The sequence below is a fragment of the Streptomyces venezuelae genome (assembly GCF_008642315.1).
Lineage (GTDB): Bacteria > Actinomycetota > Actinomycetes > Streptomycetales > Streptomycetaceae > Streptomyces > Streptomyces venezuelae_D.
The window spans coordinates 5156767-5182886 of the sequence record NZ_CP029192.1 but is presented as its reverse complement, the minus strand read 5'-3'; the positions used below and the strand labels follow the sequence as shown (position 1 = coordinate 5182886).

Annotated in this window: 27 protein-coding genes and 1 tRNA gene; 16 read left to right on the top strand and 12 right to left on the bottom strand. The window is 70.8% G+C overall.

The features are described 5' to 3' along the window. Positions 1-10: 10 nt before the first annotated feature. Both DEJ48_RS22710 and DEJ48_RS22705 read right to left on the bottom strand, forming a co-directional pair. Complete coding sequence (locus DEJ48_RS22710; RefSeq protein ID WP_150217927.1) at positions 11-1537, bottom strand: MFS transporter; 1527 nt, start codon at positions 1535-1537, stop codon at positions 11-13. 82 nt (positions 1538-1619) lie between these two features. Then, entirely contained in the window at positions 1620-2318 is a 699-nt protein-coding gene (locus tag DEJ48_RS22705) for a TetR/AcrR family transcriptional regulator (protein ID WP_150217926.1), read from the bottom strand. Positions 2319-2552: 234 nt separating this feature from the next. Here DEJ48_RS22705 and DEJ48_RS22700 point away from each other — a divergent pair, with 234 nt between their 5' ends. Then, positions 2553-3857 carry a M6 family metalloprotease domain-containing protein gene (locus tag DEJ48_RS22700; RefSeq protein WP_150217925.1) on the top strand — a complete coding sequence of 435 codons (1305 nt, stop codon included), beginning with the start codon at positions 2553-2555 and terminating at the stop codon, positions 3855-3857. Here DEJ48_RS22700 and rho read toward each other — a convergent pair. Then, on the bottom strand, positions 3844-5040 hold the full coding sequence (gene rho / locus DEJ48_RS22695; RefSeq protein WP_150217924.1) for a transcription termination factor Rho: 1197 nt from the start codon (positions 5038-5040) through the stop codon (positions 3844-3846). The genes DEJ48_RS22700 and rho overlap by 14 nt on opposite strands. 401 nt (positions 5041-5441) lie before the next feature. On the opposite strand from rho, the gene DEJ48_RS22690 reads away from it, so the two are divergent. From DEJ48_RS22690 to DEJ48_RS22675, 4 genes are all read left to right on the top strand, one after another. Beyond that, positions 5442-6260 carry a 2,3-dihydro-2,3-dihydroxybenzoate dehydrogenase gene (locus tag DEJ48_RS22690; RefSeq protein WP_150217923.1) on the top strand — a complete coding sequence of 273 codons (819 nt, stop codon included), beginning with the start codon at positions 5442-5444 and terminating at the stop codon, positions 6258-6260. Positions 6261-6353: 93 nt separating this feature from the next. Beyond that, the gene (dhbC, locus tag DEJ48_RS22685; RefSeq protein ID WP_150217922.1) at positions 6354-7613 is read left to right on the top strand and encodes an isochorismate synthase DhbC; all 1260 of its coding nucleotides are present in this window, start codon (positions 6354-6356) and stop codon (positions 7611-7613) included. Continuing rightward, positions 7610-9262, top strand: coding sequence for a (2,3-dihydroxybenzoyl)adenylate synthase (locus tag DEJ48_RS22680; protein WP_190537529.1), 1653 nt, complete (start codon positions 7610-7612; stop codon positions 9260-9262). The genes dhbC and DEJ48_RS22680 overlap by 4 nt, the downstream gene beginning before the upstream one ends. A 58-nt stretch (positions 9263-9320) precedes the next feature. Further along, entirely contained in the window at positions 9321-9965 is a 645-nt protein-coding gene (locus tag DEJ48_RS22675) for an isochorismatase family protein (protein WP_150217921.1), read from the top strand. Here DEJ48_RS22675 and DEJ48_RS22670 read toward each other — a convergent pair. Further along, positions 9952-10404 (bottom strand): MarR family winged helix-turn-helix transcriptional regulator, encoded by a 453-nt coding sequence (locus DEJ48_RS22670; protein ID WP_150217920.1) that lies wholly within the window; start codon positions 10402-10404, stop codon positions 9952-9954. The genes DEJ48_RS22675 and DEJ48_RS22670 overlap by 14 nt on opposite strands. 131 nt (positions 10405-10535) lie before the next feature. Between DEJ48_RS22670 and DEJ48_RS22665 the strand changes: the two genes are divergently transcribed. The 3 genes from DEJ48_RS22665 to DEJ48_RS22655 all read left to right on the top strand — a co-directional run bounded on the left by DEJ48_RS22665 (position 10536) and on the right by DEJ48_RS22655 (position 11798). Beyond that, positions 10536-10952 carry an organic hydroperoxide resistance protein gene (locus DEJ48_RS22665; protein ID WP_150217919.1) on the top strand — a complete coding sequence of 139 codons (417 nt, stop codon included), beginning with the start codon at positions 10536-10538 and terminating at the stop codon, positions 10950-10952. A gap of 127 nt (positions 10953-11079) precedes the next feature. Further along, positions 11080-11616, top strand: a complete 537-nt coding sequence (locus tag DEJ48_RS22660) for a cupin domain-containing protein (protein WP_150217918.1) — start codon at positions 11080-11082, stop codon at positions 11614-11616. Between the two features lie 109 nt (positions 11617-11725). Further along, positions 11726-11798, top strand: a tRNA-Arg gene (locus DEJ48_RS22655). 82 nt (positions 11799-11880) lie between these two features. Here the strand turns inward: DEJ48_RS22655 and DEJ48_RS22650 are convergent. The 4 genes from DEJ48_RS22650 to DEJ48_RS22635 form a co-directional block, all read right to left on the bottom strand. Then, positions 11881-12105 (bottom strand): hypothetical protein, encoded by a 225-nt coding sequence (locus tag DEJ48_RS22650; RefSeq protein ID WP_150217917.1) that lies wholly within the window; start codon positions 12103-12105, stop codon positions 11881-11883. Between the two features lie 22 nt (positions 12106-12127). Then, on the bottom strand, positions 12128-12685 hold the full coding sequence (locus DEJ48_RS40410) for a hypothetical protein (protein WP_223832160.1): 558 nt from the start codon (positions 12683-12685) through the stop codon (positions 12128-12130). Then, positions 12682-13203, bottom strand: coding sequence for a hypothetical protein (locus DEJ48_RS22640; protein ID WP_150217916.1), 522 nt, complete (start codon positions 13201-13203; stop codon positions 12682-12684). Before DEJ48_RS22640 ends, DEJ48_RS40410 begins: the two co-directional genes overlap by 4 nt. Positions 13204-13347: 144 nt before the next feature. Then, positions 13348-14562, bottom strand: a complete 1215-nt coding sequence (locus DEJ48_RS22635; RefSeq protein WP_150217915.1) for a helix-turn-helix domain-containing protein — start codon at positions 14560-14562, stop codon at positions 13348-13350. Positions 14563-14830: 268 nt separating this feature from the next. On the opposite strand from DEJ48_RS22635, the gene DEJ48_RS22630 reads away from it, so the two are divergent. The 3 genes from DEJ48_RS22630 to DEJ48_RS22620 are packed head-to-tail and all read left to right on the top strand — an operon-like array spanning position 14831 to position 16580. Continuing rightward, positions 14831-15535 carry a dual OB domain-containing protein gene (locus tag DEJ48_RS22630; RefSeq protein ID WP_150217914.1) on the top strand — a complete coding sequence of 235 codons (705 nt, stop codon included), beginning with the start codon at positions 14831-14833 and terminating at the stop codon, positions 15533-15535. Between the two features lie 8 nt (positions 15536-15543). Next, positions 15544-16146 carry a DUF488 family protein gene (locus DEJ48_RS22625; protein WP_223832159.1) on the top strand — a complete coding sequence of 201 codons (603 nt, stop codon included), beginning with the start codon at positions 15544-15546 and terminating at the stop codon, positions 16144-16146. Further along, positions 16143-16580 (top strand): DUF488 family protein, encoded by a 438-nt coding sequence (locus DEJ48_RS22620; RefSeq protein WP_150217912.1) that lies wholly within the window; start codon positions 16143-16145, stop codon positions 16578-16580. Before DEJ48_RS22625 ends, DEJ48_RS22620 begins: the two co-directional genes overlap by 4 nt. 25 nt (positions 16581-16605) lie before the next feature. On the opposite strand, the gene DEJ48_RS22615 is transcribed toward DEJ48_RS22620, so the two are convergent. After that, on the bottom strand, positions 16606-17223 hold the full coding sequence (locus tag DEJ48_RS22615; protein ID WP_150217911.1) for a DUF4232 domain-containing protein: 618 nt from the start codon (positions 17221-17223) through the stop codon (positions 16606-16608). A gap of 290 nt (positions 17224-17513) precedes the next feature. Here DEJ48_RS22615 and DEJ48_RS22610 point away from each other — a divergent pair, with 290 nt between their 5' ends. Then, positions 17514-18155 (top strand): DNA alkylation repair protein, encoded by a 642-nt coding sequence (locus DEJ48_RS22610; protein WP_150221322.1) that lies wholly within the window; start codon positions 17514-17516, stop codon positions 18153-18155. 60 nt (positions 18156-18215) lie between these two features. On the opposite strand, the gene DEJ48_RS22605 is transcribed toward DEJ48_RS22610, so the two are convergent. Next, on the bottom strand, positions 18216-18701 hold the full coding sequence (locus tag DEJ48_RS22605) for a two-component system response regulator (protein ID WP_150217910.1): 486 nt from the start codon (positions 18699-18701) through the stop codon (positions 18216-18218). 151 nt (positions 18702-18852) lie between these two features. Further along, positions 18853-19569, bottom strand: a complete 717-nt coding sequence (locus DEJ48_RS22600) for a hypothetical protein (RefSeq protein ID WP_223832158.1) — start codon at positions 19567-19569, stop codon at positions 18853-18855. Between the two features lie 363 nt (positions 19570-19932). On the opposite strand from DEJ48_RS22600, the gene DEJ48_RS22595 reads away from it, so the two are divergent. Beyond that, positions 19933-21276 (top strand): cytochrome P450, encoded by a 1344-nt coding sequence (locus tag DEJ48_RS22595; protein ID WP_223832157.1) that lies wholly within the window; start codon positions 19933-19935, stop codon positions 21274-21276. A gap of 2 nt (positions 21277-21278) precedes the next feature. Here DEJ48_RS22595 and DEJ48_RS22590 read toward each other — a convergent pair whose 3' ends face one another. Beyond that, entirely contained in the window at positions 21279-21716 is a 438-nt protein-coding gene (locus DEJ48_RS22590; RefSeq protein WP_150221320.1) for a PPOX class F420-dependent oxidoreductase, read from the bottom strand. A 178-nt stretch (positions 21717-21894) separates the two neighbouring features. Here DEJ48_RS22590 and DEJ48_RS22585 point away from each other — a divergent pair, with 178 nt between their 5' ends. From DEJ48_RS22585 to DEJ48_RS22575, 3 genes are all read left to right on the top strand, one after another. Continuing rightward, positions 21895-23127 (top strand): MFS transporter, encoded by a 1233-nt coding sequence (locus DEJ48_RS22585; RefSeq protein WP_150217908.1) that lies wholly within the window; start codon positions 21895-21897, stop codon positions 23125-23127. A 205-nt stretch (positions 23128-23332) separates the two neighbouring features. Continuing rightward, positions 23333-24013 (top strand): snapalysin, encoded by a 681-nt coding sequence (snpA, locus tag DEJ48_RS22580; protein ID WP_150217907.1) that lies wholly within the window; start codon positions 23333-23335, stop codon positions 24011-24013. 108 nt (positions 24014-24121) lie between these two features. Beyond that, positions 24122-26065, top strand: a complete 1944-nt coding sequence (locus DEJ48_RS22575) for a transglycosylase domain-containing protein (RefSeq protein ID WP_150217906.1) — start codon at positions 24122-24124, stop codon at positions 26063-26065. Positions 26066-26120: the final 55 nt, after the last annotated feature.

Sequence of the window (26120 nt, the reverse complement as noted above, 5' to 3'; positions counted from 1 at the left end):
ATGGCCCGCGTCAGTGGGCCATCACCGGAATCTTGACCTCGTCCTCGACCCCGTCCGACGAGTCGGCCGGAGCCGACGTGCCGCCCTGGTGGCCGGTGGTGATGAGGGTGGCCGCGATCAGCGCGGAGACCACCAGGATCCCGACCGCCCACCAGATGGCGCTGGTGTAGCCCTCGACCATGGCCTGCGCCTGGAGGAGCTTGGGGTTGGTGGCGCCCAGCGCCGCGTGGTCCGTGAGGTACGCGGTGGTCGCCGAGGCGGCGATGGTGTTCAGGAGGGCCGTGCCGATGGCGCCGCCGACCTGCTGCGAGGTGTTGACCATCGCGGAGGCGACACCGGCGTCACGGGCCTCGACGCCGTGCGTGGCCAGGGACATGGCGGGCATGAACGCCGTACCCATGCCGAGGCCAAGCATCAGCTGCGCGGGCAGGATCAGACCGGCGTACGAGGTGCCGATCTCCAGCTGCGTCAGGAGCAGCATGCCGACCGCCGCGAGCAGGAAGCCCGGGGCCATGAGCAGCCGCGGCGGGACGCGGGTCATCAGCCGGGCGCCGATCTGCGTGGAGCCCGTGATCATGCCGACGATCATCGGCAGGAAGGCGAAGCCGGTCTTGACCGGCGAGTAGCCCTTCACGATCTGCAGGTAGTACGTGAGGAACAGGAACAGGCCGAACATCGCGATGACCGCGAGGCCGAGCGACATGTAGACGCCGCCGCGGTTGCGCTCGGTCAGGACGCGCAGCGGCAGCAGCGGCGACTTGACCTTGCCCTCGGTGAGGACGAACGCGGCGAGCAGCACGGCGGAGGCGACGAACATCGTGATCGTCACGGAGTCCGACCAGCCCGCGGACTCGGCGCGGGTGAAGCCGTAGACCAGCGCGACCAGACCGAGGGTGGACAGGACCACGCCGGGGATGTCGAGCGGCGAGCGGTTGCGGCCGCCGGCCGGCTCACGGATGACGAAGTACGCGCCCAGGGCGGCGATCACCGCGAACGGGATGTTCACGAAGAAGGTCCAGCGCCAGTTCAGGTACTCGGTGAGGAAGCCGCCGAGGATCAGGCCGACGGCGCCGCCGCCACCGGCGATCGCGCCGTAGATGCCGAAGGCCTTGGCGCGCTCCTTGGCGTCGGTGAACATCACCGCGAGCAGCGAGAGGGCGGCGGGCGCGAGGAGCGCGCCGAACACACCCTGCAGGGCGCGGGCGCCCAGCATCATGGCCTCGCCGGTCGCGGCGCCGCCGAGTGCGGAGGCCGCGGCGAAACCGATCAGGCCGGTCACGAAGGTGCGCTTGCGGCCCCACAGGTCGGCGATGCGTCCGCCGAAGAGCAGCAGGCCGCCGAAGGCGAGCGCGTAGGCCGTGATGACCCACTGGCGGTTGCCGTCGGATATGCCGAGGTCCTGCTGCGCGGAGGGCAGCGCGATGTTCACGATGGTCGCGTCGAGGACAACCATCAACTGGGCAAGCGCGATGAAGACGAGCGCTTTCCAGCGGTTGGCGTCGGGCCCGGTGTCGGGCCTGAGGGCTGTTTGAGACATGGGAGTAGCCACCTAGCGGTACGGAGTGATCAAAAAGGTGCGAATGACTGTGTGAGGGGCGGCGCGGGCGCGCGGTTCTCGGTCAGCTCTGCCGGAGGTCCTCCAGCGTCGCGGCCGCCCCCGGAAGCTCGGACCGGGCGGGCGCCATCAGGCCGTCGAGGAACAGCTGCAGATGGCGGTGGATGAAGCCGTCCATGCCGGGGCATGCCGTGCCCGGCAGCGGCCGGGTGAGCTGGGAGAGGGCGACCATCAGGTCACCGACGGCGATGTCGGTGCGCAGCTGGCCGGCCTCGCGGGCGCGCTCCATGAGGGTCTCGATGGAGTGCTCCAGCCGCTCGCGGGCGCCGAGCAGGTCGGGGTGGTGGGGGTCGAAGTCGGCCGAGAGGATCGGGCACATGGCCCCGATGCGCTCCTCGGCCGCGGCGTGCACGAAGGTGCGCAGCGCGCCGAACGAGGCGCTCGCGTCGGCTTCCGCCGTGGCGATGCCCTGCTCGGCGTGGGCCGCGACGCGGTCCGTCACATGGAGGACGACCTGCCGCACCAGCGCGGCGCGGTCGGCGAAGTGACGGTAGACCGTGGCGTTGCCGACGCCCGCCCTGCGCGCGACCTCGTCGAGGGGTACGTCCGGTCCGTACTCCACGAACATCTCGCGTGCGGCGGCGACGATCCGCTCCCGGTTGCGCAGGGCGTCGGCCCGCGGTCGCGGGACTCGGCGCTGCGGGGCGGTGGCGGTGTCCACGGCTGCTCCTCGTGTGTCGGCTCGTGTCGGCGTAGAAGTCATTCCGCGATGCGGGGAGTGACTCCCCGTTTCACGCGGACACAGTGCTAAACGGGGAGGGAGTCCCCGTATATTTCCGGCGCCCCGCATTTATTCGTGTGAGCCGGGTCACACCTCGCCCGGGCGAGAAACCCACGATCGGTCGCACCCAACGAGCGCCCTCGCACCCCCCGGCGGAGGGTGATCGAACAGGGTGCAGCCATGACCGGCGGCTGCCGTGGAGCGGAAGGCCCGTGCATGCAGCAGCCCACCTGGCGCCGGATACGCCCGGCCCGCCGGGGCATCGGCCCCGCCCGCCGCGGCATCGCCCTCGGCTCCGTCGCGGCGATCGCCCTCGCGATCACCACGTCGGCGAGCACCGGACGCCTGATGGAGGGCGCGCAGAGCGCCGCCGGTTCGGTTTCCCTGGCCCGCGGCACCACCCTCGGCCCCTGCATGATCAGCGGCACGATGGGCGTACAGATGTCGGAGGGCGTGCCCACACCGCCCGGCTACTCCCGCTCGACCGGCACCGTCCGGGCCCTGAACCTCATGGTGGACTTCTCGGACGCGCCCGGTAAGGGCAGCGCGATGGACCGCCTCGCGGAGTTCTTCCCGCAGACCGCGGAGTGGTTCCGCACCAGTTCGTACGGGCGTCTCGACTACCGCCCCGAGTCCCCCCTGCCGGACTGGCTGCGCATGCCGAAGTCGTTCAAGGAGTACGGGATAGAGCGCGGCGCCCCCTTCGATCCCGGCTACCGCACGCTGGTCGAGGACATCGTGGCGGCCGCCGACCCCGACGTGGACTTCCGCACGTACGACCTCGTGAACATCCTGATCACCCCGAACGCCGGCCCCTCAGCTCTCGACACCGTCCTGTCGGTGACGTTCGCGGGCAACCACGAGGCGCCGGTCGCGGACGGCGTCCCGGTCTCCAACGCGTCCTTCGTCTACAGCCGCCAGGACGACGGCTCGGGCAGCTACGGGGAGACGGGCTACCGCGTCCTGCCGCACGAGAACGGCCATGTCTTCGGCCTGCCCGACCTGTACACCCAGGACGGCGGCGGCGCGGTCGGCCACTGGGACATCATGAGCGAGGACTGGGGCGCCAACAACGACCTGCTGGCCTGGCACAAGTGGAAGCTGGGCTGGCTCGACGACGACCAGGTCGGCTGCGCCGCGAGCTCCGGCACGACCGAGCACGTCCTGTCCCCGCTGGCCCGTCCAGGCGGCACGAAGCTGGCGTTCGCACCACTGGGCGAGAAGACGGGGTACGCGATCGAGGCCCGCACCCGCGGCGGCAACGACGAGGCGGTCTGCAAGCCGGGCGTCCTCGTCTACCGCGTGGACGCGGAGGTCGATACCGGCCACGGCCCGGTCACGGTCTCCGACGCGACACCCGACAGCGGCGGCTGCACGCGCCGCCCCAACGTCCACGCGGAGCTCTCCGACGCGACGTACGGCGTCGGCGAGACCTTCACCGACCGCAAGACGGGGGTGCGGGTCACGGTGGCCGGGGTGACGGACGACGGGGACTACCGCGTGCACGTCACGCGGCCGTAGCGTCCTCGGCGCGGGGCAGCGCCCCGGGCACGGTCTGCCGCACCTGCCGCAGGAAGGCGGCGTTGCTGGGCGTCCTGCGGATCCGGTCGAGCAGCGCTTCGAAGGAACCCTGCCCTTCCCTGCCGTGCCCTTCCCTGCCGTGCAGGGCCCGCCGAAGCCCGCGCACGGCATTCAACTCGGCCTCGTCGACGAGGAGTTCCTCCCTGCGCGTACCGGAAGGAGTGATGTCGATGGCGGGGAAGACGCGCCGGTCGGAGAGGGTGCGGTCGAGCCGGAGCTCCATGTTGCCTGTGCTCTTGAGCTCCTCGAAGTAGTAGTCGTCGGCGCGCGACCCGGTGTCCACGAGCACGGTCGCGAGCATCGTCAGGGAGCCGCCCTCCTCCGCGAGGCGCGCGGCACCGAAGAGCCGCTTCGGCCCCTGCACGGCCGCCGCGTCGACACCGCCGCTGAGGGTGCGTCCGCTGCCGGTCGCCGCGTTGTTGTACGCACGGCACAGCCGCGTCAGCGAGTCGAAGAGCATGACGACGTCCCGCCCGTCCTCGACCATGCGCTTGGCGCGCTCGACGGCGAGTTCGGCGAGGGCGATGTGCTCCTTGGCGGGCCGGTCGAAGGTCGAGGCGAGCACCTCGCCGTGGACCGAGCGCCGCATGTCGGTGACCTCCTCGGGCCGCTCGTCGAGGAGGACGACCATGAGGTGGCACTCGGGGTGGTTGCGGGCGACCGCGGCGGCGATCTGCTGGAGCAGCACGGTCTTGCCGGTCTTGGGCGGGGCGACGATCAGCCCGCGCTGCCCCTTGCCGACGGGCGCGACGAGGTCGACGAGCCGTCCGGCGACGGGCCCGCCCTCGGTCTCCAGACGGAGCCGTTCGCGGGGGTGCAGCGGCGTGAGGTCACGGAACCGCGGCCGCCCGCGCAGGGTTCCGGTGGCGCGCCCGTTGACGCGTTCGACCCCGGCGAGCACGCGGGGCTTCCCGCAGACCCCTTCGACGAAGTCGCCCGAGCGCAGGCCGAGTTGGCGTACGAGCGAGGCGGGCACCTGGACGTCGCCGTCGCCCGGCAGGCAGCCGGCGCCCCGGAGGAACCCGCGCCCTTCACGGACGAGGTCGAGAACTCCCGTGCAGGCGTGGTCGGTTGAGCTTTCAGTGGCAGCCCGCGAAGGCTGCTCGACGGTGGTGGCAGTCATGATGAGGGTCCTTTCGCGACATGCGAAGAAGAGGGCCCGGCGGGACGGCATTGACCACGTCCCGTACGGCGGGCGGAGAGAAACCGCTGCGCGAGTGTCCGATCAGCGGTACGGAGAACTGAGTGGGCCGCACACAGAAGGCGACCTGAGAGATCCCGGCCCCGGTGAACCGGGAGAAGGGGGGACGGTACGGGCACCCAGGACTGGGCGTTCACACGTACCACTCGGAAGGTAGCACAGGGGCGACGGACGGCGACAGGCCCAAAGTCCTGACCCCTCGGCACGCACTCCCGCTATAAGGTAAGCCTCACCTAAGCCGAAGATCGACCCCGCAAACCTCCCCCCAGAGCTCGTACGTTAGGTTAGCCTTACCTAACGAGTTGGGGGAGGTGGCTCACACCATGCCTGAGCACATACCGAACGAGCCGCACGCCGAGGGCGAGTTCGCCGGGCGTACGGCTCTGGTGACCGGCGCGGGCCAGGGCATCGGCGCCGCGGTGGCCGCCGCGCTCGCCGCCCGCGGCGCACACGTCGTCGCCACGGACCGCGACGCGCACGGCGTCGACGAACTGTCGGCCGCGTCGAGAGGCCTCCCCGGCACGGTCACTCCCCGGGTCATGGACGTCACCGACGTCGCCGCGGTGACGTCGGTGATCGACGGCATCGTCCGTGACCACGGCGCCCTCGACCTGCTCGTGAACGTCGCGGGCATCCTCCGCGGCTCCGCCGTCGCCGAACTCACCGACGCCGACTGGGCCGACACCTTCGCCGTGAACGCCACCGGCGTCTTCCACACGTCCCGCGCCGCCGCCTCCCACATGACGGCGCGGGGCTCCGGCTGCATCGTCACCGTCGGCTCCAACGCCGCGGGCATCCCCCGTACCGGCATGGCCGCGTACGCCGCGTCGAAGGCGGCGGCCGCCGCGTTCACCAAATGCCTCGGCCTGGAGATCGCGCGCAGCGGCGTGCGCTGCAACGTCGTGGCGCCCGGTACGACGGACACGGCCATGCAGCGCGCGCTCTGGCCCGACGACTCGGCGGCGGAGGCGCCGGCCGGGGTGCTCGACGGCAACCTGGAGACGTACCGCACCGGCATCCCCCTCGGCCGTATCGCCACCCCGCACGACATCGCCGACGCGGTGGTCTTCCTCGCCTCGGACCGCGCCCGCCACATCACGCTGCAGGAGCTGTACGTGGACGGCGGAGCAACGCTGCGCTGACCCCCGGGCGGGAGCGTGGTCACCCCTCCTCCCCCCACCCCCTTTTCCTCCTCCCCGCACACACCCGTGCCCCACCCGAGAATTGGAGCCACTGTGTCGACGGCACCCGAGGTCGCCACGCACGACGAGCACGCCCCGCGCGCGAACGCCACCACGCAGGAGAAGCCCACCCCGCCCGTCACGACCGCCGAGCAGGCCAACCCCGTGGTCGGAGCGGCGACTTCGCTCCTCGCCGCCTACACCCAGGGCGAACGGTTCCTCGCGACGCCCACCCGCACCCTGCTCGCCGAGGGCGTGCACGCGCACGTCCCGCACGACGACCGGCCGCTGCCGCAGCGCGTCGCCGCCACCCTGGCCGACGCCCGCCGCACCGGGGTCGGCGAGCCGTACGTCCTCGGCGCCGTCCCCTTCGACCACACCGCGCCCGCCGCACTCACCGTCCCCGCGGCCCTGCGCACCGCGCCCCCGCTGGCCGCGGACCCCCTGATCGCGCTGCCCGTCGAGACGGCCGACGCCACCGGCTGGCGGATACGTCCGGTGCCCTCCCCCGAGGAGTACGGCGAGGGTGTCGCCGCCGCCGTGGACCGCATGTGGCGCGGCGACTTCAGCAAGGTCGTCCTCGCCCGCACCCTCGAACTCACCGCGCCCGCCCCGCTGGACCTCCCCGCGATGCTCCAGCGCCTGGCCCGCCGCGACCCCTCCGGCTACACCTTCGCGCTGCCGACGGCCCCAGGACGCACCCTCATCGGCGCGAGCCCCGAACTCCTCGTCTCGCGCCACGGCAACCAGGTCGTGGCGAACCCGCTGGCCGGTTCGACGCCGCGCAGCGACGACCTCGCCGAGGACGTGCGCCGCGCCGCCGCGCTCCTGGAGTCGGCCAAGGACCTGCACGAGCACTCCGTGGTGGTGGACGGCGTGCACCAGGCGCTCGCGTCCTTCTGCACGGATCTGACGGTCCCCGCCCGCCCCACCCTCGTCCGCACAGCGACCATGTGGCACCTGTCCACGACGGTCACCGGCACCCTCGTCTCGCCCGACACCTCGGCCCTCGAACTGGCCTGCGCGCTGCACCCCACACCCGCGGTGTGCGGCACGCCCACGGCGACCGCGCGCGAGGTGATCCGCGAGACGGAACCGTTCGACCGCCGCTTCTTCACCGGCGTGGTCGGCTGGGGCGACGCGAACGGCGACGGCGAGTGGGTCGTGACGATCCGCTGCGCCGAGGCGGAGGAGCGCAGCCTGCGGCTGTACGCGGGCGCGGGCGTGGTCGCCGCGTCGGACCCGGCGGCGGAGACCGCGGAGACGGGCGCGAAGTTCCGTACGTTCCTGAACGCGGTGGGGGCGGAGCTGTGAGCCTTTCGGATGGGGTGGACGCGCCCACCTGGCCGCGGGAGTTCGCGGAGCGCTACCGCGCCGCGGGCTGGTGGCGGGGCGAGACGTTCGGCGGGATGCTGCGCGACCGGGCCGCCGAGCACCCGGACCGCGTGGCGATCGTGGACCCGGGCACCGGCGGGACGCCGGCGCGCCGCTGGACGTACGGGGAACTGGACCGCAGGGCCGACCGTCTGGCCGCCGGCCTGCTGGCGCGCGGGATCGGCAAGGGCGACAGGGTGGTCGTCCAGCTGCCCAACATCGCCGAGTTCTTCGAGACGGTCTTCGCGCTGTTCCGCGTCGGCGCGCTCCCGGTCTTCGCGCTGCCCGCGCACCGCGAGACGGAGATCCGCTACTTCTGCGAGTTCACCGAGGCCGCCGCGTACGTCATCCCGCACCAGGTCGGCGGCTTCGACCACCGCGGTCTCGCGGCGAAGCTGGTCGACGAGATCCCGACGCTGCGGCACGTGTTCGTGGCGGAGGGCGACGCGGGCCCGTTCGAGGCGCTGTCGGACGTGGCCACGGACCCGACCGACCCGATCGCCTCCCCGCCCGCCCCCTCCGACCTGGCGTTCCTCCAGCTCTCCGGCGGCAGTACGGGCGTACCGAAGCTGATCCCGCGCACCCACGACGACTACATCTACTCCCTGCGCGGCTCCAACGAGCTGTGCGCGGTCGACGAGGACAGCGTCTACCTGGTCGCTCTCCCCGCGGCCCACAACTTCCCGCTCTCGTCGCCGGGTTCGCTCGGCGCGCTGTACGCGGGCGCCCGCGTCGTGCTCTGCCCGCAGCCCGGCCCCGAGGCGGCGTTCCCCCTCATCGAGTCCGAGGGCGTCACCATCACCGGCCTCGTCCCGCCGCTCGCCCTCCTCTGGACGGAGGCGGCGCCCGCCACCGCGTACGACCTGAGCAGCCTGGACGTACTCCTGGTCGGCGGCGCGAAGTTCAGCGAGGAGGCGGCGCGCCGGGTGAAGCCCGCGCTGGGCTGCACGTTGCAGCAGGTCTTCGGCATGGCGGAGGGCCTGGTCAACTACACCCGCCTGGACGACGATCCGGAGACGATCGTCACCACGCAGGGCCGCCCGATCTCGCCGGACGACGAGATCCGCGTCGTGGACGACGAGGACAACGACCTGCCGGAGGGCGAGACGGGTCACCTGCTGACGCGCGGCCCTTACACGATCCGCGGCTACTGGCGGGCCCCCGAGCACAACGCCCGCTCCTTCACGGACGACGGCTTCTACCGCACGGGCGACGTGGTGCGCCTGACCGGGACCGGGCACCTCGTCGTGGAGGGCAGGGCGAAGGACCAGATCAACCGGGGCGGCGAGAAGGTCGCGGCGGAGGAGGTCGAGAACCACATCCTCGCCCACCCGTCCGTGCACGACGCGAACGTCGTCGCCGAGCCGGACGCATACCTGGGCGAGCGGACCTGCGCGTACGTGATCCTGCGCGCGGACGCGGAGCCGATGCGGCCCGCCGCGATCAGGAAGTTCGTACGGGAGCGTGGACTCGCCTCGTACAAGGTGCCCGACCGCGTCGAGTTCGTGGAGGTCTTCCCGCAGACGGGCGTAGGCAAGATCTCGAAGAAGGCGCTGAGGGCGGCGGCGTCGACACCGACGCCGTCCTGACAGCCCCGCACCTGGTACCCCACCCCTGCACCCCACCCCTGAACGGAACCGCCGCACCATGGCCCTCCCCGCCATCACCCCCTACCCGATGCCGTCGCCCGACGAGCTGCCGGCGAACCGCGTCGACTGGAAGGTCGACCCGTCCCGCGCCGTGCTGCTCGTGCACGACCTGCAGAACTACTTCCTCTCGGCGTACGACCGCAAGGCCTCCCCCGTACCGGAACTCCTCTCCCACGTGGCCGAGTTGAAGAGATCCGCCGACCGCCTCGGCATCCCGGTGCTGCACACCGCGCAGCCCGGCGGCCAGTCCCCCGCCGAACGCGGCCTCCAGCAGGACTTCTGGGGGCCGGGCCTGCCCGACGACGCGGAGGCGGCGGCGATCGCCGCGGAGATCGGCCCGGCACCCGCCGAGACGGTCCTGACCAAGTGGAAGTACAGCGGTTTCGTCCGCACGGACCTCCTGGAGCGCCTGCGCGAGCAGGGCCGCGACCAGCTGGTCATCACCGGCGTCTACGCGCACATCGGCGTCCTGATGACGGCGTGCGACGCGTGGATGCAGGACGTCCAGGCGTTCGTGGTGGCCGACGCGGTGGCGGACTTCTCGGCGGACGACCACGCGATGGCGCTGCGGTGGGCGGCGGGGAAGTGTGCGGTGGTGACGACGGCGGAGAGGGTGTTCCCCGTCGGGCTCAAGAGCTCGTGAGCCTGGCCCCGTCGAGGGCGGCCGTGAGCTGATCGAGCCGGGCGCGCAGATCCCGTACGTCCTCGACCGACAGCTCGGTGGAGTCGGCGAGAGCGCGGGGCACGGCGAGAGCCTTCTCGCGCAGGCCGCGCCCTTCCTCCGTGAGCCGCACGGTGACGGAGCGCTCGTCCTCGGCGCTCCGCCGCCGCTCGACGTGCCCGGCCGCTTCGAGCCGCTTGAGCAGCGGCGAGAGGGTGCCCGAGTCGAGCCGCAGCCGCTCGCCGATCTTCTTGACGGGCAGCTCGTCGTGCTCCCAGAGGACGAGCATGACCAGGTACTGCGGGTAGGTCAGGCCGAGGTCCTTGAGCAGGGTCCGGTATACCCCGTTGAAGGCGCGGGCGGCGGCGTGCAGCGAGAAGCAGATCTGCTGATCGAGCCGGAGAAGGTCCTCGTCGTCCATGGATTCCAGCCTACATCGACCCTCCCCGCACCCAATTAAGTTGTGCACAACTAAATAGCGTGCAACACTCACACTCGTAGCCAGGCAGTCGTAGGCCAGGCAGCCACAACGACAAGAACGGGATGATCCCCATGGACGCGCTGTACACCGCAGTAGCCACCGCCAACGGCCGCGAGGGCCGCGCCGTCAGCTCCGACGGCAAGCTCGACCTGCCGCTCGGCTTCCCGAAGGCGCTGGGCGGCAACGACCAGGGCACCAACCCCGAGCAGCTCTTCGCCGCCGGGTACGCCGCGTGCTTCGCCAGCGCGATGGGCAACATCGCGCGCCAGGAGAAGATCGACGTGTCCGACGTGTCGGTGACGGCGGAGGTCAGCATCGGCAAGGACGAGACGGACGGCGGCTTCGGCCTGTCCGTGGTCATGCGGGCGGAGCTCCCGGACCACCTGCAGGGCGCGGCGGGCGAGGAGCTCCTGCGCAAGACGCACGCGTTCTGCCCGTACTCGAAGGCGACGCGCGGGAACATCCAGGTGGACCTGGTGACGGAGTAGCCCGCACCCGTATCCGCCCTCGCCCCCACACCTGCGGCAGACCCGAGCAAGCCTTGAGGTAAGGGTCATACCCTGTCAGCGATCACTACATTCCCGTACTGCTCTGCTCACGCAAGGAGTCGATCGCATGAGTGACCTCATCCGCCTGCCGGGCGAGGGCCGCAAGCTGGTCACGAAAGCGCAGGAAGTGACCTTCAAGGCCACCGGGGCACAGGGTTCGTCCGCGTCGATCTTCGAGGTGGTGGTCCCGCCCGGGTTCGACACGGGCGGCCACTACCACGAGGGTGCGGAGGAGTTCTTCTACATCCTGGAGGGCGAGCTGGAGCTCCTCGCCTTCGAGCCCACGGAACGTACGGACGACTGGCTGGACTGGGAGTCGTCCGACGGCGACCGGGTGGTCCGCGCCCCGGCGGGCAGCAGCATGTTCGTACCGCCCAACACCCCGCACGCGTTCCGCAACGCCACGGACAGCCCGGTCCGTATGCTCTTCCAGAGCAACCCGTCACCGGAGCACGAGGCGTACTTCGAGGAGATAGCGGAGATCTGGGCGGCGGGCGGCGACTCGGTGGACCCGGAGGCGGTACGCCGCATGCGGGCCCGCTACGACGTCAAGCAGATCACCCCGATGAAGTTCGCCCCACCGACGGCGACACCCGCCGCCTGACGCCCCGCCAAGGCCGTCGCCCCTCACCGGCAGCCCCCGGGGGGCCGACGGCCGCACCCTCATCCGCTACCCTGTCCAGGGACCGCTGCCGCGGTCCGTGCAGGACCCCGCCTTCGTAGCTCAGGGGATAGAGCACCGCTCTCCTAAAGCGGGTGTCGCAGGTTCGAATCCTGCCGGGGGCACAAGATCGGAATGGCGAAGGCCCAGGTCACGGAGTGAGTCTCCGGGCCTGGGCCTTCGTTGTGTGCGTTTGCGGGCGTCCGGTCAGGTGCACGGTCCGCTGTGACGCCAGTACGGACTGTCGAGGATCAGGTTCTGGCGGCGCACGATCGCGGCGGTGCCTGCCGGGGTCGGTCCGAGGGGGGTGCAGACCGGGCAGATGCTGGAGCCCGCCGAGCTGCGGATGGTGCGCGTCGGTGGCCCCTCGTGCTCGGAGCAGATCGGGCCGCTGCTCAGCGAACGGCCATTGTCGGGCGGTGCCTTGCGCACGTCGTACGCCTCGGTGTCCGGGTCAGGTTGTGGCCGCTGCCGCGTCGAGCTCGTCCTTCGTCGCCCGGAACTCGTCGAAGTCACCCGCGATCACCCCGTCGAAGAACTCGGTCATCTCCACGCGGCTCATGAGGAGCACCGGAGCGGCCGGGTCCTTGTCGTCGCTGATCGCGATCATCCGCGTCCCGTCCGGGATGCCGTGATGCGGGTGGTTCTTGGCGGGCGGGGCCTCGGCGAGGATCACGCAGTCCTTCAGGATCGGGTCGAGGTCGGTGCGGCCCGCCTTGCGCCAGTTGAGGTGCGGGGCGGTCCAGTTGTCGTAGGGGATCGTGGTGCGGCCGTTGGTCAGCGTGCCCATGGGGCGTCTCCTGTCGGGTCGGGGTGGAGCGGGGGGCTCGGGTTCCTTGAGCAGGGACCGCACGGCCCGCAGCGCGCGGCGCATGCGTACGCCTTCCTCGCACTCCTCGGTGCGGCAGTCGGGGCAGCCCGGTGTGTGCCCACGGAGTCGGCTGGTCAGCAGAGCCACTGTCGCCTCCGGGCTGGACATCGCGAAGACCGCCCGTCCGCTGGGGGCATTCATCGTGCGCCCGCCCGTCGCGGGTCGCGGGCCATGTGGACGAGCGCCGCGACCGACGGCACGGCGCACAGGTCGCCGACGATGCGGGGGCGCACCGTCCAGTACAGGCCGGTCGGGCCGGTGAGGTCGGAGGCCGGGACGGAGAGGAAGTGGCCGGCGCCGAGCATGGGGGCCTCGGGGTACTGCTGCGACCAGGGCCGCCACGGGGTGCACGCCACGAGCGCGTAGTACCCGTTCTGAGGGTGGTTGTGGATGACCGGGCCGTCGAGCAGCTCGGCGAACGTGCGGGTCACGACGTGCAGGTCGCTGGTCCCGGCGGCGAGGTGCACGAGCGGGGCGGGCAGATGCACCGAGTTGAACCGCGTCCCCAGAGGCAGGAGCGCGATGCCTCGTTCCGTCCACTCGCGCTGGGCATGGCGCGGCGCGGCCTGAGCGCGCGCCAGCCAGTCGAACGCGGCGCTCAGCAGTTTCGGCGCTTCGCTGGTTCCCGCGTCGCAGGCTCGGTCCGTGATCCCTGCCATGTGGACTCCATTTCGGTCGGCCGTGCACCGAGGGCCCTCCGCGCGGCCATCGGCGATCTCACGCCTATGGAATCGACTCACTACGCAGCGTGACAGGGATGTGGCGTCCTACTTTTGCGACGTTAACCGGGGATCACGCGGCGACTACGCAGCGACCCCAAGGAACTCGGCCAACGGGCGCAGTCCTGCGGGGTGGTTGGGGAGCGACCACAGGTCACGCACGATGGCTACGGCCAACGTGTGGTGTTGCATCCAGGTCGGAGCCACCCGGCGCAGCGACTCCAGGGACTTCACCGCCTCTGCCGCGTTCCCGAGGTCCGTGTGGGCCCGGGCCACGTCCAGGAGCAGCCACGTGCGCCAGGACGGAGGGGTGTCCTTGCTCAGCCGCATCCCCGCGGCCAGCTCCAGGGCTTCCTCAGGGCGGCCGTACTGGACGGCCAGCCGGACGCGCTCGATACGCACCGAGGACGGGCTGAACACGCTGACCATGCGGCTGTCACTGCCTTCCGGCAGCTTGCCCACGCGCGCGGCTTCTCTTTCGGCCTGCGCCATCAACGCGGCCGCCCGTTCATAGTCGTTGCCGCGCGCGGCCGACGTGGCGGCGGACATGGTGAGCGCACCCCAGACCTTCAAGCCGTCGGCCGTGCTCGTGTGCCCGCAGTCCTTGGTGTCGTCCGCCGCGTGCAGGGCGATGCTCAGGGCATCCCTGAGACGGCCCTGCCGCTGGTACGTCCACGCAACGGAGTTGACGACCATGGGGCGCAGCAGGGCGTCGGACGATCGCCCCGCGGCTTCTATGGCGCGCTCCAGGCTGATGAGCGCGAGGTCCGTCTTCCCCATGCGTACGGCGACGTGCCCGGCCAGCTGGAGGGCCTTGCCCAGCGCTGCGAAACCGGCCCCGCGATCGTCGTCGTTGCTCGACGCCGCGGCCGCCCGCGCATCCGAGATCAGGTCCGGCAGTGCCTTCATCACCGTGTCGAACTCGGCCGCGTGATACTGGGTCCATCCCTCCGCGATCCGCTCGCGCAGGGCGTCCAGCGAGAAGCCGGGCTCCGGCGGCTTCGGCTCCGGGCCCCACAGCGCCGGCATGATGGCGCGGCGCACCGCCACGAAGCGTGGCCCGTCGTTCTCTCCTGTCGCCGAGACGGCCGGAGGATCTCCGAGGAGCGTCGTCAGTTCCACGCCGAGGCCGTTCGCCAGGGCGTGCAGCGTCGGCAGGCGCGCCGAGTGCTTACGCCGTTGCTCAAGCTGCCGGATCACGTCAACGGATACGTCGGAGCGCTCGGCCAGTTCCTCTTGTGTCAGGGAGGCCAGGCGGCGCAGACGTCGGAGAGTTCGCCCAAGGTCGTCGTTTGCCACGCTGCCACGGTACGCCCGCCCCGCGATCGAGGAGGGCGTCGGCCGCGCCCTGGACCCGCGTCCGGCGCGCTGTTCAAGTCCCCCCATGCGCAGGGCAGATGAAACCTGGAAAGTCTGGATCACCAGCCGCGATACTGACGCGGCGCTGGGCCGAACCGGTGCTTCCCGGTGTGGGCTGACAGTCAACGCTGAGGGCCCTTCTCCCATCGGGACGGAACGGCGCCGCACTGTGGGGCAAGGTCAAGGTTACATTTCCCAGGGGGGACGAGTGCCGACCACCAAAGAGCTCGTTTGTCTGGCGAATTCCCGGAAGCACAATGGGCGGTGCATCGCCGGAATCGACATCCAGTCGAATCTGTGGGTGCGGCCCGTGAGCAGTCGGCCGGGACATGAAGTCTCGGAGGCGGAAAGACGGTATCGAAACGGTGCGGAGCCGCGCATACTCGACGTCGTTTCCGTGCGGCTCCTCAGGCCCAAGAGGTTCGGGTTCCAGACCGAGAACTGGATACTCGACCCCGGCAGCCAGTGGGAGAAGCGGGGGCGTGTCGGGTGGGACGATTTACGTCGGCTTGAGCAGAGGCCCAAGCATCTGTGGGTGAACAGCGAGGACAGCACCCGGAAAGGGCTCAACGATCGAGTCGCCGTCGAGCAGGAATTCGCGCTGCTGAACTCCCTCAAGTTGATCAGAGTTAAAGCTGTCACCGTTGAGGTGGATCGGCCCTATGACGCGAACAGGGACCTTGAGGTACGGGCAAAGTTTCGCCATGCGGGGGCCACGTACATACTCAAGGTGACCGACGCCGTGTACGAGGAGAGGTTTCGGGCGCTGGGCGTCGGAAGTTATGAGTTATCCGAGTCTTTCCTGACCGTGAGCTTGGGCGAAGAGTTTAAGGGACACTTCTATAAGATGGTGGCGGCCATAATCGAACGTCGCACCACAGAACGCACTACAGAACCAGGCAGCGACGGATGAGCTCCGACATGTTGATGACGATCGGTCACTCCAACCACGAACTCCCCACGCTGATCGACTTGCTGCGCCGCAACGGCGTCACGGCCGTCGCGGACGTGCGGTCGGTCCCCGCCAGCCAGTTCGCGCCGCACTTCAACCGGAAGTCCATCGAGCCCGCGCTGCGCGAGGCCGGCATGAAGTACGTCTTCCTCGGCGAGGAGCTCGGCGCGCGCACGGACGACGCGACCTGTTACGTCGACGGGCGGGTCCAGTACGGCCGTCTCGCCCGGACCCGCAAGTTCCGGTCGGGCATCGAGCGCCTGACCAAAGGCGCGGCGACCGAGCGGATCGCCGTGATGTGCACCGAGGGAGAACCCCTGAACTGCCACCGCACGGTGCTCGTCTCGCGAGTGCTGGCGGAGGGCGGTGCCTCTGTCCACCACATTCACGGCGACGGGCGGGTGGAGAGCCACGACGCGGCGATGGAACGCCTCATGACCAAGTTCGGCCTCGCGGAACCGGAGCTGTTCCGCACGCCGGCCGAGCGTCTGGACGAGGCCTTGAGCCGTCAGGAAGAACGCATCGCCTACGTCAGACAGGACTCACCCGCGAACCGGACGGCGGACGTATGAAGATTTACACGATCGGCTTCACGAAAAAACCCGCGGAGAAGTTCTTCGGTCTGCTGAGGGACTCCGGCGCGTCGACCCTCGTCGACGTCCGGCTCAACAACGTGTCGCAACTGGCGGGCTTCGCCAAGCGCGACGACCTCAAGTACTTCCTCCGCGAACTGTGCGGAATGGCGTACGTCCACCGTCCCGACCTGGCTCCGACACAGCCCATCCTGGACGACCTCAAGAAACACGGCTCCGGCTGGGCGGCCTACGAGGAGAAGTTCCTCGACCTCATGACACAGCGGAGGGTGTCGGAGACCGTCCCGCAGGAACTGGTCACCAATGCGGTCCTTCTCTGCAGCGAGAAGGAACCGCACGAGTGTCACCGTCGACTGGTCGCGGAGTATCTGGCCGATCGGTGGGGTGGAGCGACCATCGAGCATCTGGTCTGACGGACGGATCCGTGCGCTCGCGGGCCTAGTTGGTGTTGTGCGTCGGGTAGACCTGGACGTCGGTGTACGCGCCCTTGATCGCGCCGGCGCCCGTCGGCCAGTTCAGGGTCACGGTGTGGGTCTCGTTCGGGGGCGTCACCAGGATGTGGGTCGGGGACGCGAGGCTCTCGCCGCTGTTGTCGATCTCGTAGGCCAGGTTGAAGACGGCGGCGTCGCCGGGCTTCAGGGTGGTGACGCGGGGCTGGGCCTGGCCGCGCTCGATCGGGCTGGAGGTGCCGTCCTCGTCCTTGATGTCGACGCCCGGGAAGCCCGTCGCGGAGCAGGTCTTCGAACCGCGGTTGATCATCGTGATGTCGATCCGGCCCGTGTTCTCGTCCGGCGCGGCGTCCTGCGCGTCGATCGCCAGGTCCGCCGTCTTGCAGAACGTGACCCTGGCCCCGGCCTTCGACGCGCTGCCCGCCGCCTCGGCCTTGATGTCCTCGCCGGACCCGTTCTTCGAGGACGCGGAGGACGAGTTCGAGGAGGAGGACGCGGAGCCCTTCGAGGACGTGTCGGAACCCGAGTCGCTGCCGCCGCAGGCGGTGAGCGAGAGGGCGGCGGCGACGGTGACGGCGGCGAGAGCGGTGGGGCGGATCTTCTTCATGGTGTCCCCCGGGGGAGTGGCGGGTGTCTGTGCGGTCTGAACTATTTGTAGCTCTCACGGAGTTACGGGCGGTCTCCCGCGACGTCTCCGTTCCGTCACAGGCGGTGCCCTAAGGGGCCTCGCGTTGCCCTAAGGGGTCCTCCCGTTGCCTAAGGGCCCTCCGCGCCGCCCTGACCGCCCGCCTTCCTCACCCTGGCCCCTGTGTCGCCGTACGGTGGATCCCGTACGGAACGGACAGGAGGGCCGAGGTGGACCGGACAGGGTCGACCGGCGTGACGGTCGCCGAGGTGATGGCAGAGCTCGGCGCGCTCGCGGACCCGAAGGTGCGCGCGGTGAACGAGAAGCACGGTGACGACCACGGTGTGAACCTGGGCAAGCTGCGTGCCCTCGCCAAGCGGCTCAAGACGCAGCAGGAGCTCGCACGCGGGCTCTGGGCGACCAAGGACAGCGCGGCGCGTCTGCTCGCGCTCCTGATCTGCCGCCCGAAAGCGTTCGGGCACGACGAGCTGGACGCGATGGTGCGCGAGGCGCGCACCCCCAAGGTGCACGACTGGCTCGTGAACTACGTGGTGAAGAAGAGCCCGCACGCCGAGGAGCTGCGGCTCGCCTGGTTCGACGATCCGGATCCGGTGGTCGCGAGCGCCGGCTGGGCACTGACCGCCGAACGCGTCACGAAGCGGCCCGAAGGGCTCGACCTCGCTGGGTTGCTCGACGTCATCGAGCGAGAGATGAAGGACGCCCCCGAGCGTCCGCAGTGGGCGATGAACACCTGCCTCGCCCAGATCGGCATCACGCACGCCGAGTACCGTCCCCGTGCGCTGGACATCGGCGAGCGGCTGGAAGTGCTCAAGGACTACCCGACGTCACCGGGGTGCACGTCCCCGTTCGCACCCGTCTGGATCAACGAGATGGTGCGCCGGCGGGACGCCTAGGGTCCGCGGTGGGACGGCCAGGGCCCGCGGTGGGACGGCCAGGGGCCCCGTCGTGTGCGGTCACGCCTCGTCCCTCGCGCCGTCGTTCAGCGACCTGGACGTGATGATGCCCGACTTGAGCTGGGCGCGTAAGTCCTCGATCTCCCGTTGCATCGATCTGAGCTGGCCGTACGTCTCGAAGAGGTAGCGCGCCTTCGTGCGGAGGGTGAGGGGGTCGATCGGTTTCAGGGCCACGTCCGCCACGCCCAGGCGGAACGCCGCCGCCGAGATCTCCCTGCTGACGTCGAAGCCCGTGAGGAGGACGATCGGTATGGCGCGGGTCTGTTCCAGGCGGCGGACGTAGCGGACGACGTCGAGGCCGCTCACGCCCGGCATGCGGACGTCCAGGAGGATCAGGCCCACGTTCCCGCGGAGGATCACGCGCAGGGCGTCGTCGCCGTTGGAGGCGCTCACCAAGGGGTAGCCGAGTGGGGCCAGCGCACTCTCCAGTGCGAACAGGGTGTCCTTGTGGTCGTCGACGACCAGGATCACGGAGTTGTTCAGCATGGACCGAGACCCCCTCTGTCAGTAACCACGCTAAACCGACACCGGGTTGCGTAATCCCCGTGTCCCCACACGGGCCGTAACTATGTTCATGCCCGCAGTATCAGCAGCAACAGAGAAAAAAGCGCCCCCTCACGGCACTCAACTCCCTTGTTCAGGCGCGAATTCGTACTCCGTGCCGGGTGCTCATCCGGTGGAGCTCCCACAGGGCCACCGCCGTCACCGACACCGGGCCGCCCAGGATCGCACCCCACTGCGCCGCCGGCGGGCCGTGCGGCAGTCCGCCCTCCAGCGCGACGCTGCAGAGCATCAGCTCCCAGACGAGTACGACGGTGAGTGCCGCCGGGAGCGCCGCGTGCACGTTCGCCGTGTTGAAGGCGTAGCGCGCGGCGTACGCGGACGCGAAGGCGAGGAAGGGGAGCAGCCAGATCAGGCCGATGAGGAGGGCCAGGGCCACCAGGCCGTTCAGGAGCGTGCCGTAGTTCTGCTTGAGGAGCAGGGCGCTGCCCGCCAGGACCAGGGCGACGCCGGCCAGGATCCCCACGTACCAGCCCACCGCCTTCAGCGGCGCGCCGAGGCGGGAGCGCAGCACGTGCCGCTGGTCGGCCGGTGCGTAACGGATGAAGGCGAGCACCACCAGCGGGCCCGTGAGGATCAGGAGCAGCGGCGCCAGGATCAGCTTCACCACCCCGTCGTTGGCGACTCCGCTCCAGCCGTCGTCCGCCCCGTACGTGTAGATCAGGTACAGGGTCGCCGCCGCGCCCGCGATCGCCCGCCACAGCTGGACCCGCGTCACCAGCCTGTCCTCCACGCGGCCCGGGCCCGGCCGGTTGAAGATCGCCTCCGCACGGCGGCGGGCGGAACGGATCACCGGGATGAGGGGGGAGACGAAGAGGAAGCCCCAGAGTGTGCGGCGGCGTCGGGGCGGTTGCGGTCGGGGGTGGGGGGCCGGTGGCACGTAGGGGGACGGCGGTGGTGTGTAGGGGGACGCCGGTGGCGGGACGTGGGGGTGGTTCGTGGCCGGGTGCGGGGGCGGCGGGCCGCCTCCCTGTGGCTGACCGTTCGTCGGGCCCCAACCCTGGTATCCCCCGTGTGCCACTGGTCTTCCTCACCTTTCCGAGACTGCCGTGATCCCTATGAGCGCGCGCAGTTTACTGGCCGAAAACGTCCTGGCGCCCTACCCGTGCGGTTCGTTGGCCTGAGGGCGACAGTGATCGACGGAGTATGCCGGACCATGTCGGAGTACGGAGGTATCGCCATGGGGAACGTCCTGCCGATTCCAGGGCCCGAGTGGTGCGACGACGGTGGGGCCGGGGCCATCTCGGACGCGGGCGGGCTGCATCTCCACCAGCTGCGGCTGCACGCCGAGTACGGGGGCGTCGTACGGTTCCAGCTGCCGGGCGCGGGGGTCGCGGTGTCCGTCTCCGATCCGCTGGTGCTGGAGCAGACCGCCCGTATCGACGAGCGTCCCGCCTCCCTCTTCGCATTCCTGGAGCCCCTCTGCGAAGCCGGGAACCTTCAGGTCATCGGGGCCGAGGAGCACGGGCCCTGGCGACGCGTGCTGTTGGAGGTGTTCGCCGGACGGCCGTCCCACGAACGGCACTTCGGGGAGTTCGTCTCCCTGGTGGAGGAGGTCGCCGAGCGGTGGGGTGGTGCGGGCGGAGATGCCGTCCTCCTCCAGAAGGATCTGACCGCGCTCTCCCTGCGCATGATCTGCGCCTACGCACTGGGCGGTGTCGGTGTCGGCAGTGAGGTCGTCCGAGCCGAGGACGTCGTCGACGCCTTCGAAGTCGTGCTCAGCGGGGACGACGGCACAGAGCAGCAGACCTCCCTCGACTACCTGCGCTCCACCGTCGACCGTGTCATCGCCGCCCGGGAGGAGAGCGACACGGGCGCCGACCGGAGCGATCTCATCGGTGCCCTCCTCGCCGCCGGCACCACTCCCGCCCGCATCCGCGACACCGTCATGGTGACCATGCTGGCCGCCCACCACACCACCGGCGTCGCCGTCTCCTGGACCCTGCACCTGCTGGGGCGCCACCCCGAGGTCGCCGAGCGCGTCGCCGCCGAACTCGACCGCGTCCTCGGCGAGCGGTCGGCGCCCGACTACGGGGACCTGCGCGAGCTCACGTATCTGGAGATGGTCCTGAAGGAGTCCATGCGGCTCTACCCGCCCGGGCCCTACGGGGCCCGCGAGGCGACCGAGGACATGGTCCTCGACGGCGCCGACGGCACGTACGAGATTCCCGCCGGCACCACCGTCTTCTATCCCTTCTGGGCCGTGCACATGAACCCCGACCACTGGCCCGAGCCCGCGAAGTTCGTGCCCGAGCGGTTCACCCCGGAGGCGGTGGCACAGCGGTCGCGGTTCGCCTACGTGCCCTTCGGGCTCGGGCCGCGCAGCTGCGAGGGCGCCGGGCTCGCCATGGTCGAGGCCCAGTTGACGCTGGCCGTGTTGCTGAAGCGGTTCCGGTTCCGGCCCGTGGCGGGGCACGAGGTGACGCCCGTCGAGCGGTTCGTGCTCTGGGCCGCCGACGACATTCCGATGGTCGTCACCCCGCGCGCCGTCGGCGACTGAGCTCAGCCGAGGTTCTCGCCGTACACGCGATCCACCGTCATCGTCATCAGCACCCTGCGGTCGGCCACCATCGTCGCGCGGTACTCGTCCCAGTCCGGGTGCTCCCCGGCGGCCCGGCGGTAGTAGGCCACGAGCGCCTCCACCTCGGGGCCGTCGGGGTCGGTGCCCGGGCCCGTCAGGGTCGCCGTGCCCTCGACGGTGGCCCACGAGCGGCCGTCGGGGCTCGTGACCTCCAGCGTGGCGCGCGGGTCCCTGCGCAGGTTCGCCGTCTTGGCGCGGCCCTCGGTCATCGATACGTGGAGGAGGTCCGTCTCGGCGTCGTAGAAGGGCATGACGGGGGAGAGCTGGGGGCGGCCGTCCTTCTTGATCGTGGCGAGTACGCCGAGACGGGAGGCCGCGAGCAGCGTGCGCGGGTCGTAGGCGGGGCGGGGGTGCGGGATTTGGACACGGGGCCTCTCCGAGGGTGGGCTCGGGCCGCGGTTCCGCGGCCCCTTGTCATCAGCAAGCCGTACCCGGGTCAAGTAATTCCCCCGCGGGGGCGCCGCGTTGTGACGGCGGCACCGCCACCTATGCTGCCCGCCGGGCCGTACACAGCACCGCCAGGAGACCCGGGGGACCATGACCACGAACGACACCGCCACCCCGGCCGAACCCGTCACCCCCTCCCCCCTCCGCCTCCCCGCCTTCCGCCGCTTCGTCCTCGCCCAGCTCGTCTCCGCGACCGGCTCCGCGATGGCACCCCTCGCCCTCGCCTACGCGGTGATCGGCGCGGGCGGCGGGGCCGGTGCGCTCGGGCTCGTGCTGGCCACCAGCACCGTGCCGACCGTCGTGTTCCTGCTCGTCGGCGGCGTCCTCGCCGACCGGCTGTCCCGGAGCCGGCTGCTGTTCCTCGGCAATCTGCTGGCCGCCGCCGGGCAGGGCGCCCTCGCCCTGGTGGTCGCCGCCGGGCACGCGGGCACCGGGGCCATCGCGGTCTGCGGCTTCGTGTCGGGCGTGGCGATCGCCTTCACCACGCCCGCCGCGCAGGGCGTGGTCACCCAGCTCGTCGCGCCGCACCAGTTGCAGCAGGCCAACGCCCTGCTCCGGCTGCCCACCAACGCCGTCAAGGTCGTCGGGCCCGTGGCCGGGGGGATCGTCGTGGCCGTGAGCGGGCCCGCCTGGGCGCTCGGCTTCGACGCGCTGACGTTCGGAGTCGCGGCACTGCTGCTCCTGGGACTGCGGCTCGGTGCGCCGGTCGCCAAGGGCAGTGCGCTCGCCGATCTGCGGGAGGGCTGGTCGGGCTTCTGGTCGCGGACGTGGCTGTGGACGTACACCGCCGCGGGGACCGTGCTCGTCGCCGCCTGGCTCGCGGGTTATCAGCTGCTCGGGCCCGTTGTCACCGAGCAGGAGTACGCGGGGGCCCGCACGTGGGGGCTGGTCCAGGGCGCGTTCTCGCTGGGGCTCCTCGCGGGGACCGTGGTGTGTCTGCGGTGGAGACCGGAGCGGCTGCTCGTCGTCGCCGTCGCCGCGAGTTCCGGGCTCGCGCTGCCCCTCGCGGCGCTCGCGCTCGGCCTGCCGCTGCCGTGGCTGCTGCTCTCCGCGGTGCTGGCGGGCGTCACCCTGGACGTCGCGGGCGTCTCCTGGGTGACCGCGTTCCAACAGAACGTTCCCGACGCGGAGTTGGGCCGGATGAGCTCCTTCAATCAGGTGGGCGAGCGCCTCGCGATCCCGCTCGGCTACCTGGTCGTCGCGCTCGCCTCGTCCGCGTTCACGGACCGGTCCGTCCTCGCCGTCTGTACGGGGATCATCGTCGCCGCGACCCTCCTCAACCTGTGCGTGCGGGACGTCCACCGGATCCGGCGCGTGCGGTAGTGCGCGTCCGCGCGCGGCGCAACCAAGCGCGTACGTCTAACAGTTGATGCTTTGACGTTATCGCCCAATGGCATCGGTACGAACGCGCCCCGTTCCCCGAATACTCGTCCCCGACCGGACGTCGCACCCCGCAGGCCTCCGGTCCCGGCGGCCCGGACATCCCGGGCCCACCGGATACCGGCCTTTCCCTGGAAGGGACACCCCCATGAACAGATCCCGCACCAGCATCCTCGCCGTTCTCGGCTCGGCCGCCCTCGTGGGCTCGCTGGCCGCCGCGCCCTCCGCGTTCGCGGCGCCGGCACCCGAGACGGTCAAGCCCTCGTCGGCGTACACCACGTCGTCGTACGTCGGGTCGGCCGAGGAGCAGGCCGCCAACAAGCAGTTCTTCGACGCCGTCATGAAGTCGGCGCTGGAGAAGCAGGCGGCGAAGCCCGGCATCCAGGTCGTCACCGTCACGTACAACACCAGCCGGGCGCCCAGCTTCCGCAGCCAGATAGCCCAGAGCACGCAGATCTGGAACTCCTCGGTCAGCAATGTGAAGCTGCAGGAGACCAGCTCGACCGGTAACTTCCAGTACCGCGAGGGCAATGACTCGCGTGGCTCGTACGCCTCCACCGACGGACACGGCCGCGGGTACATCTTCCTGGACTACCGGCAGAACCAGCAGTACAACTCGACGCGTGTGACGGCGCACGAGACGGGTCACGTGCTCGGTCTTCCCGACCACTACTCGGGTCCGTGCAGCGAGCTGATGTCCGGCGGCGGCCCCGGCACGTCCTGCACCAACGCGTACCCGAACGCGCAGGAGCGGTCCCGCGTCAACCAGCTCTGGGCGAACGGCCTCGCCGTCCTCAAGAACAAGGGTGCGCTGACCAAGGTCCGCTGACCCCCGTCGGCCGCGCGCGGTCTCCCCACCGCGCTCACGAGCGGTCTGTTACGTACCGCTGACCGGCCGCGGACCAACCCGGCCGCGTGCGGCGCGCTCTCCTCCGGCATGGGTACACATGCTCAGGGGAAGAAGACGCGTCGCCGCGGCCGGCGACGGTTCGTGGACTACCCGCGCGCCGGGAGGAGCGGTGTCCGGCGCTGGCTCCCGTCGTGGCGCCAGCTCCTCGGCACGACGGGCCTTCTCGCCATCGCCGTCGCCACGCTCTTCGTCTGCGTGTACGTCAGCGTGGACATTCCCGACGAGAACGCGGCGGCCCGCCGCGAGGCCAACGTCTACTACTGGTCCGACGGTTCGCAGATGGTCAGCACCGGGGCCGTCAACCGGCAGAACGTGGAGCTGAACCAGATCGCGCCCTCCGCCGTGGCCGCGGTGATCGCCGCCGAGAACGAGACCTTCTACGAGGACGCCGGGGTCTCCCTCACGGGCCTGGCCCGTGCCGCCGTGAACATGGCGCGCGGGCGGGAGACGCAGGGCGGCTCCACCATCACCCAGCAGTACGTGAAGAACACCTACCTCTCGCAGGACCAGACGGTCACGCGGAAGGTCAAGGAGTTCGTCATCGCCCTGAAGGTGGACCGCAAGAAGAGCAAGGGCGAGATCCTCAAGGGCTATCTCAACACCAGCTGGTTCGGGCGCGGCGCCAACGGCATCGAGGCGGCCGCCCGCGCCTACTACGGCATCCCCGCGAAGGAGCTGAACCCCAGCCAGGGGGCGATGCTCGCCGCCATGCTGAAGGGCGCCGACCTGTACGACCCGGCGGTCAGTGCCGCCAACCACGAGCGGGCGCGGCAGCGCTGGGCGTGGATCCTGGACCGGCAGGTCGCGGTCGGGCTGATGACGGAGAAGGAGCGGGCGAAGTACCGGACGTTCCCCGAGCCCCGCAGCCGGTCGCGCTCCACCAGCCTCGGCGGCCAGACCGGCTACCTCGTCGACGTCGCGAACCGGTACCTCAAGCAGCAGACCGGCCTCACCGACGAGGACCTCGCGCACGGCGGCCACGAGATCCACACCACGTTCGACAAGAGCAAGGTGCGCCGTCTGGAGCGGGCGGTGCGCCGCGTCGTCGCGCGCGACCTCGACCCGAAGAAGCGGTCGGCCGACCGGCACGTGCAGGTGGGCGCGGCGTCCGTGCGGCCCTCCGACGGGGCGCTCGTCGCGCTGTACGGCGGACCCGACGCCACCACGCACTTCACCAACAACGCCGACACCTCGGGCGTCCCCGTGGGCTCGGCGTTCAAGCCGTTCGTGCTGGCCGCGGCGTTGCAGCACGGAGTGTCCGGGCACGAGGCGGCGGCCGGTGGGGTGGCGCCCGTGCGGGATCGCGCGGCCGGGGCGGTCCGGAGCGTCCTGGCCGACAGCCGGTACGAGGCGGACGGTGTGCTGCGCCGGGCCGGCGGCGAGCCCGACCCGGACCGGCCGACGCTGCGGGAGGCGCTGGCGTCCGGCGGCAACGCCACGTACGTACGCCTCGGCAAGGACGTCGGGCAGGACATGGTGCGCAGGACCGCGGTCGCGGCCGGGCTGCTGCGGCAGAGCATGGCCCGTCTGGAGCCGACGTTCTCCATCGGCACGTCGACACCGAGCGCCATCCGCATGGCCACCGCGTACGGGACGTTCGCCGACGACGGCCTGCGGCGCGACCCGTACTCGGTGACGAAGGTCGTCAGGAACGGCGAGACCCTGCCCGGCCTCACCCCGCCCTCGGCCCGCCGCGCCCTCGACCCGCAGGTGGCCCAGGAAGTCGCCGACGCCCTGCGCTCGGCGGGCAGGCGCCTCGGCGTGGACGTCGCGGCGGGCCGCACGGGCGACCAGGACCGGCTCAGGTCCGCCTGGTTCACGGGCTTCTCGAAGGACCTGTCGACGGCGGTGACACTGTTCCGGCTGCGGCCCGGCACGCCACAGCTGCTGCCGCTCTCGGGGGTGGCCGGGAAGAAGTCGGAGCGCGGCAACGTGCTGCCGCCGCGGATCTGGAAAGAGTACGAGGGGTAGGCCCCGGCCGCACGCCGTCAGGTGACCGTGGGGCCGGTGCGCCGCGTGTGCTCCC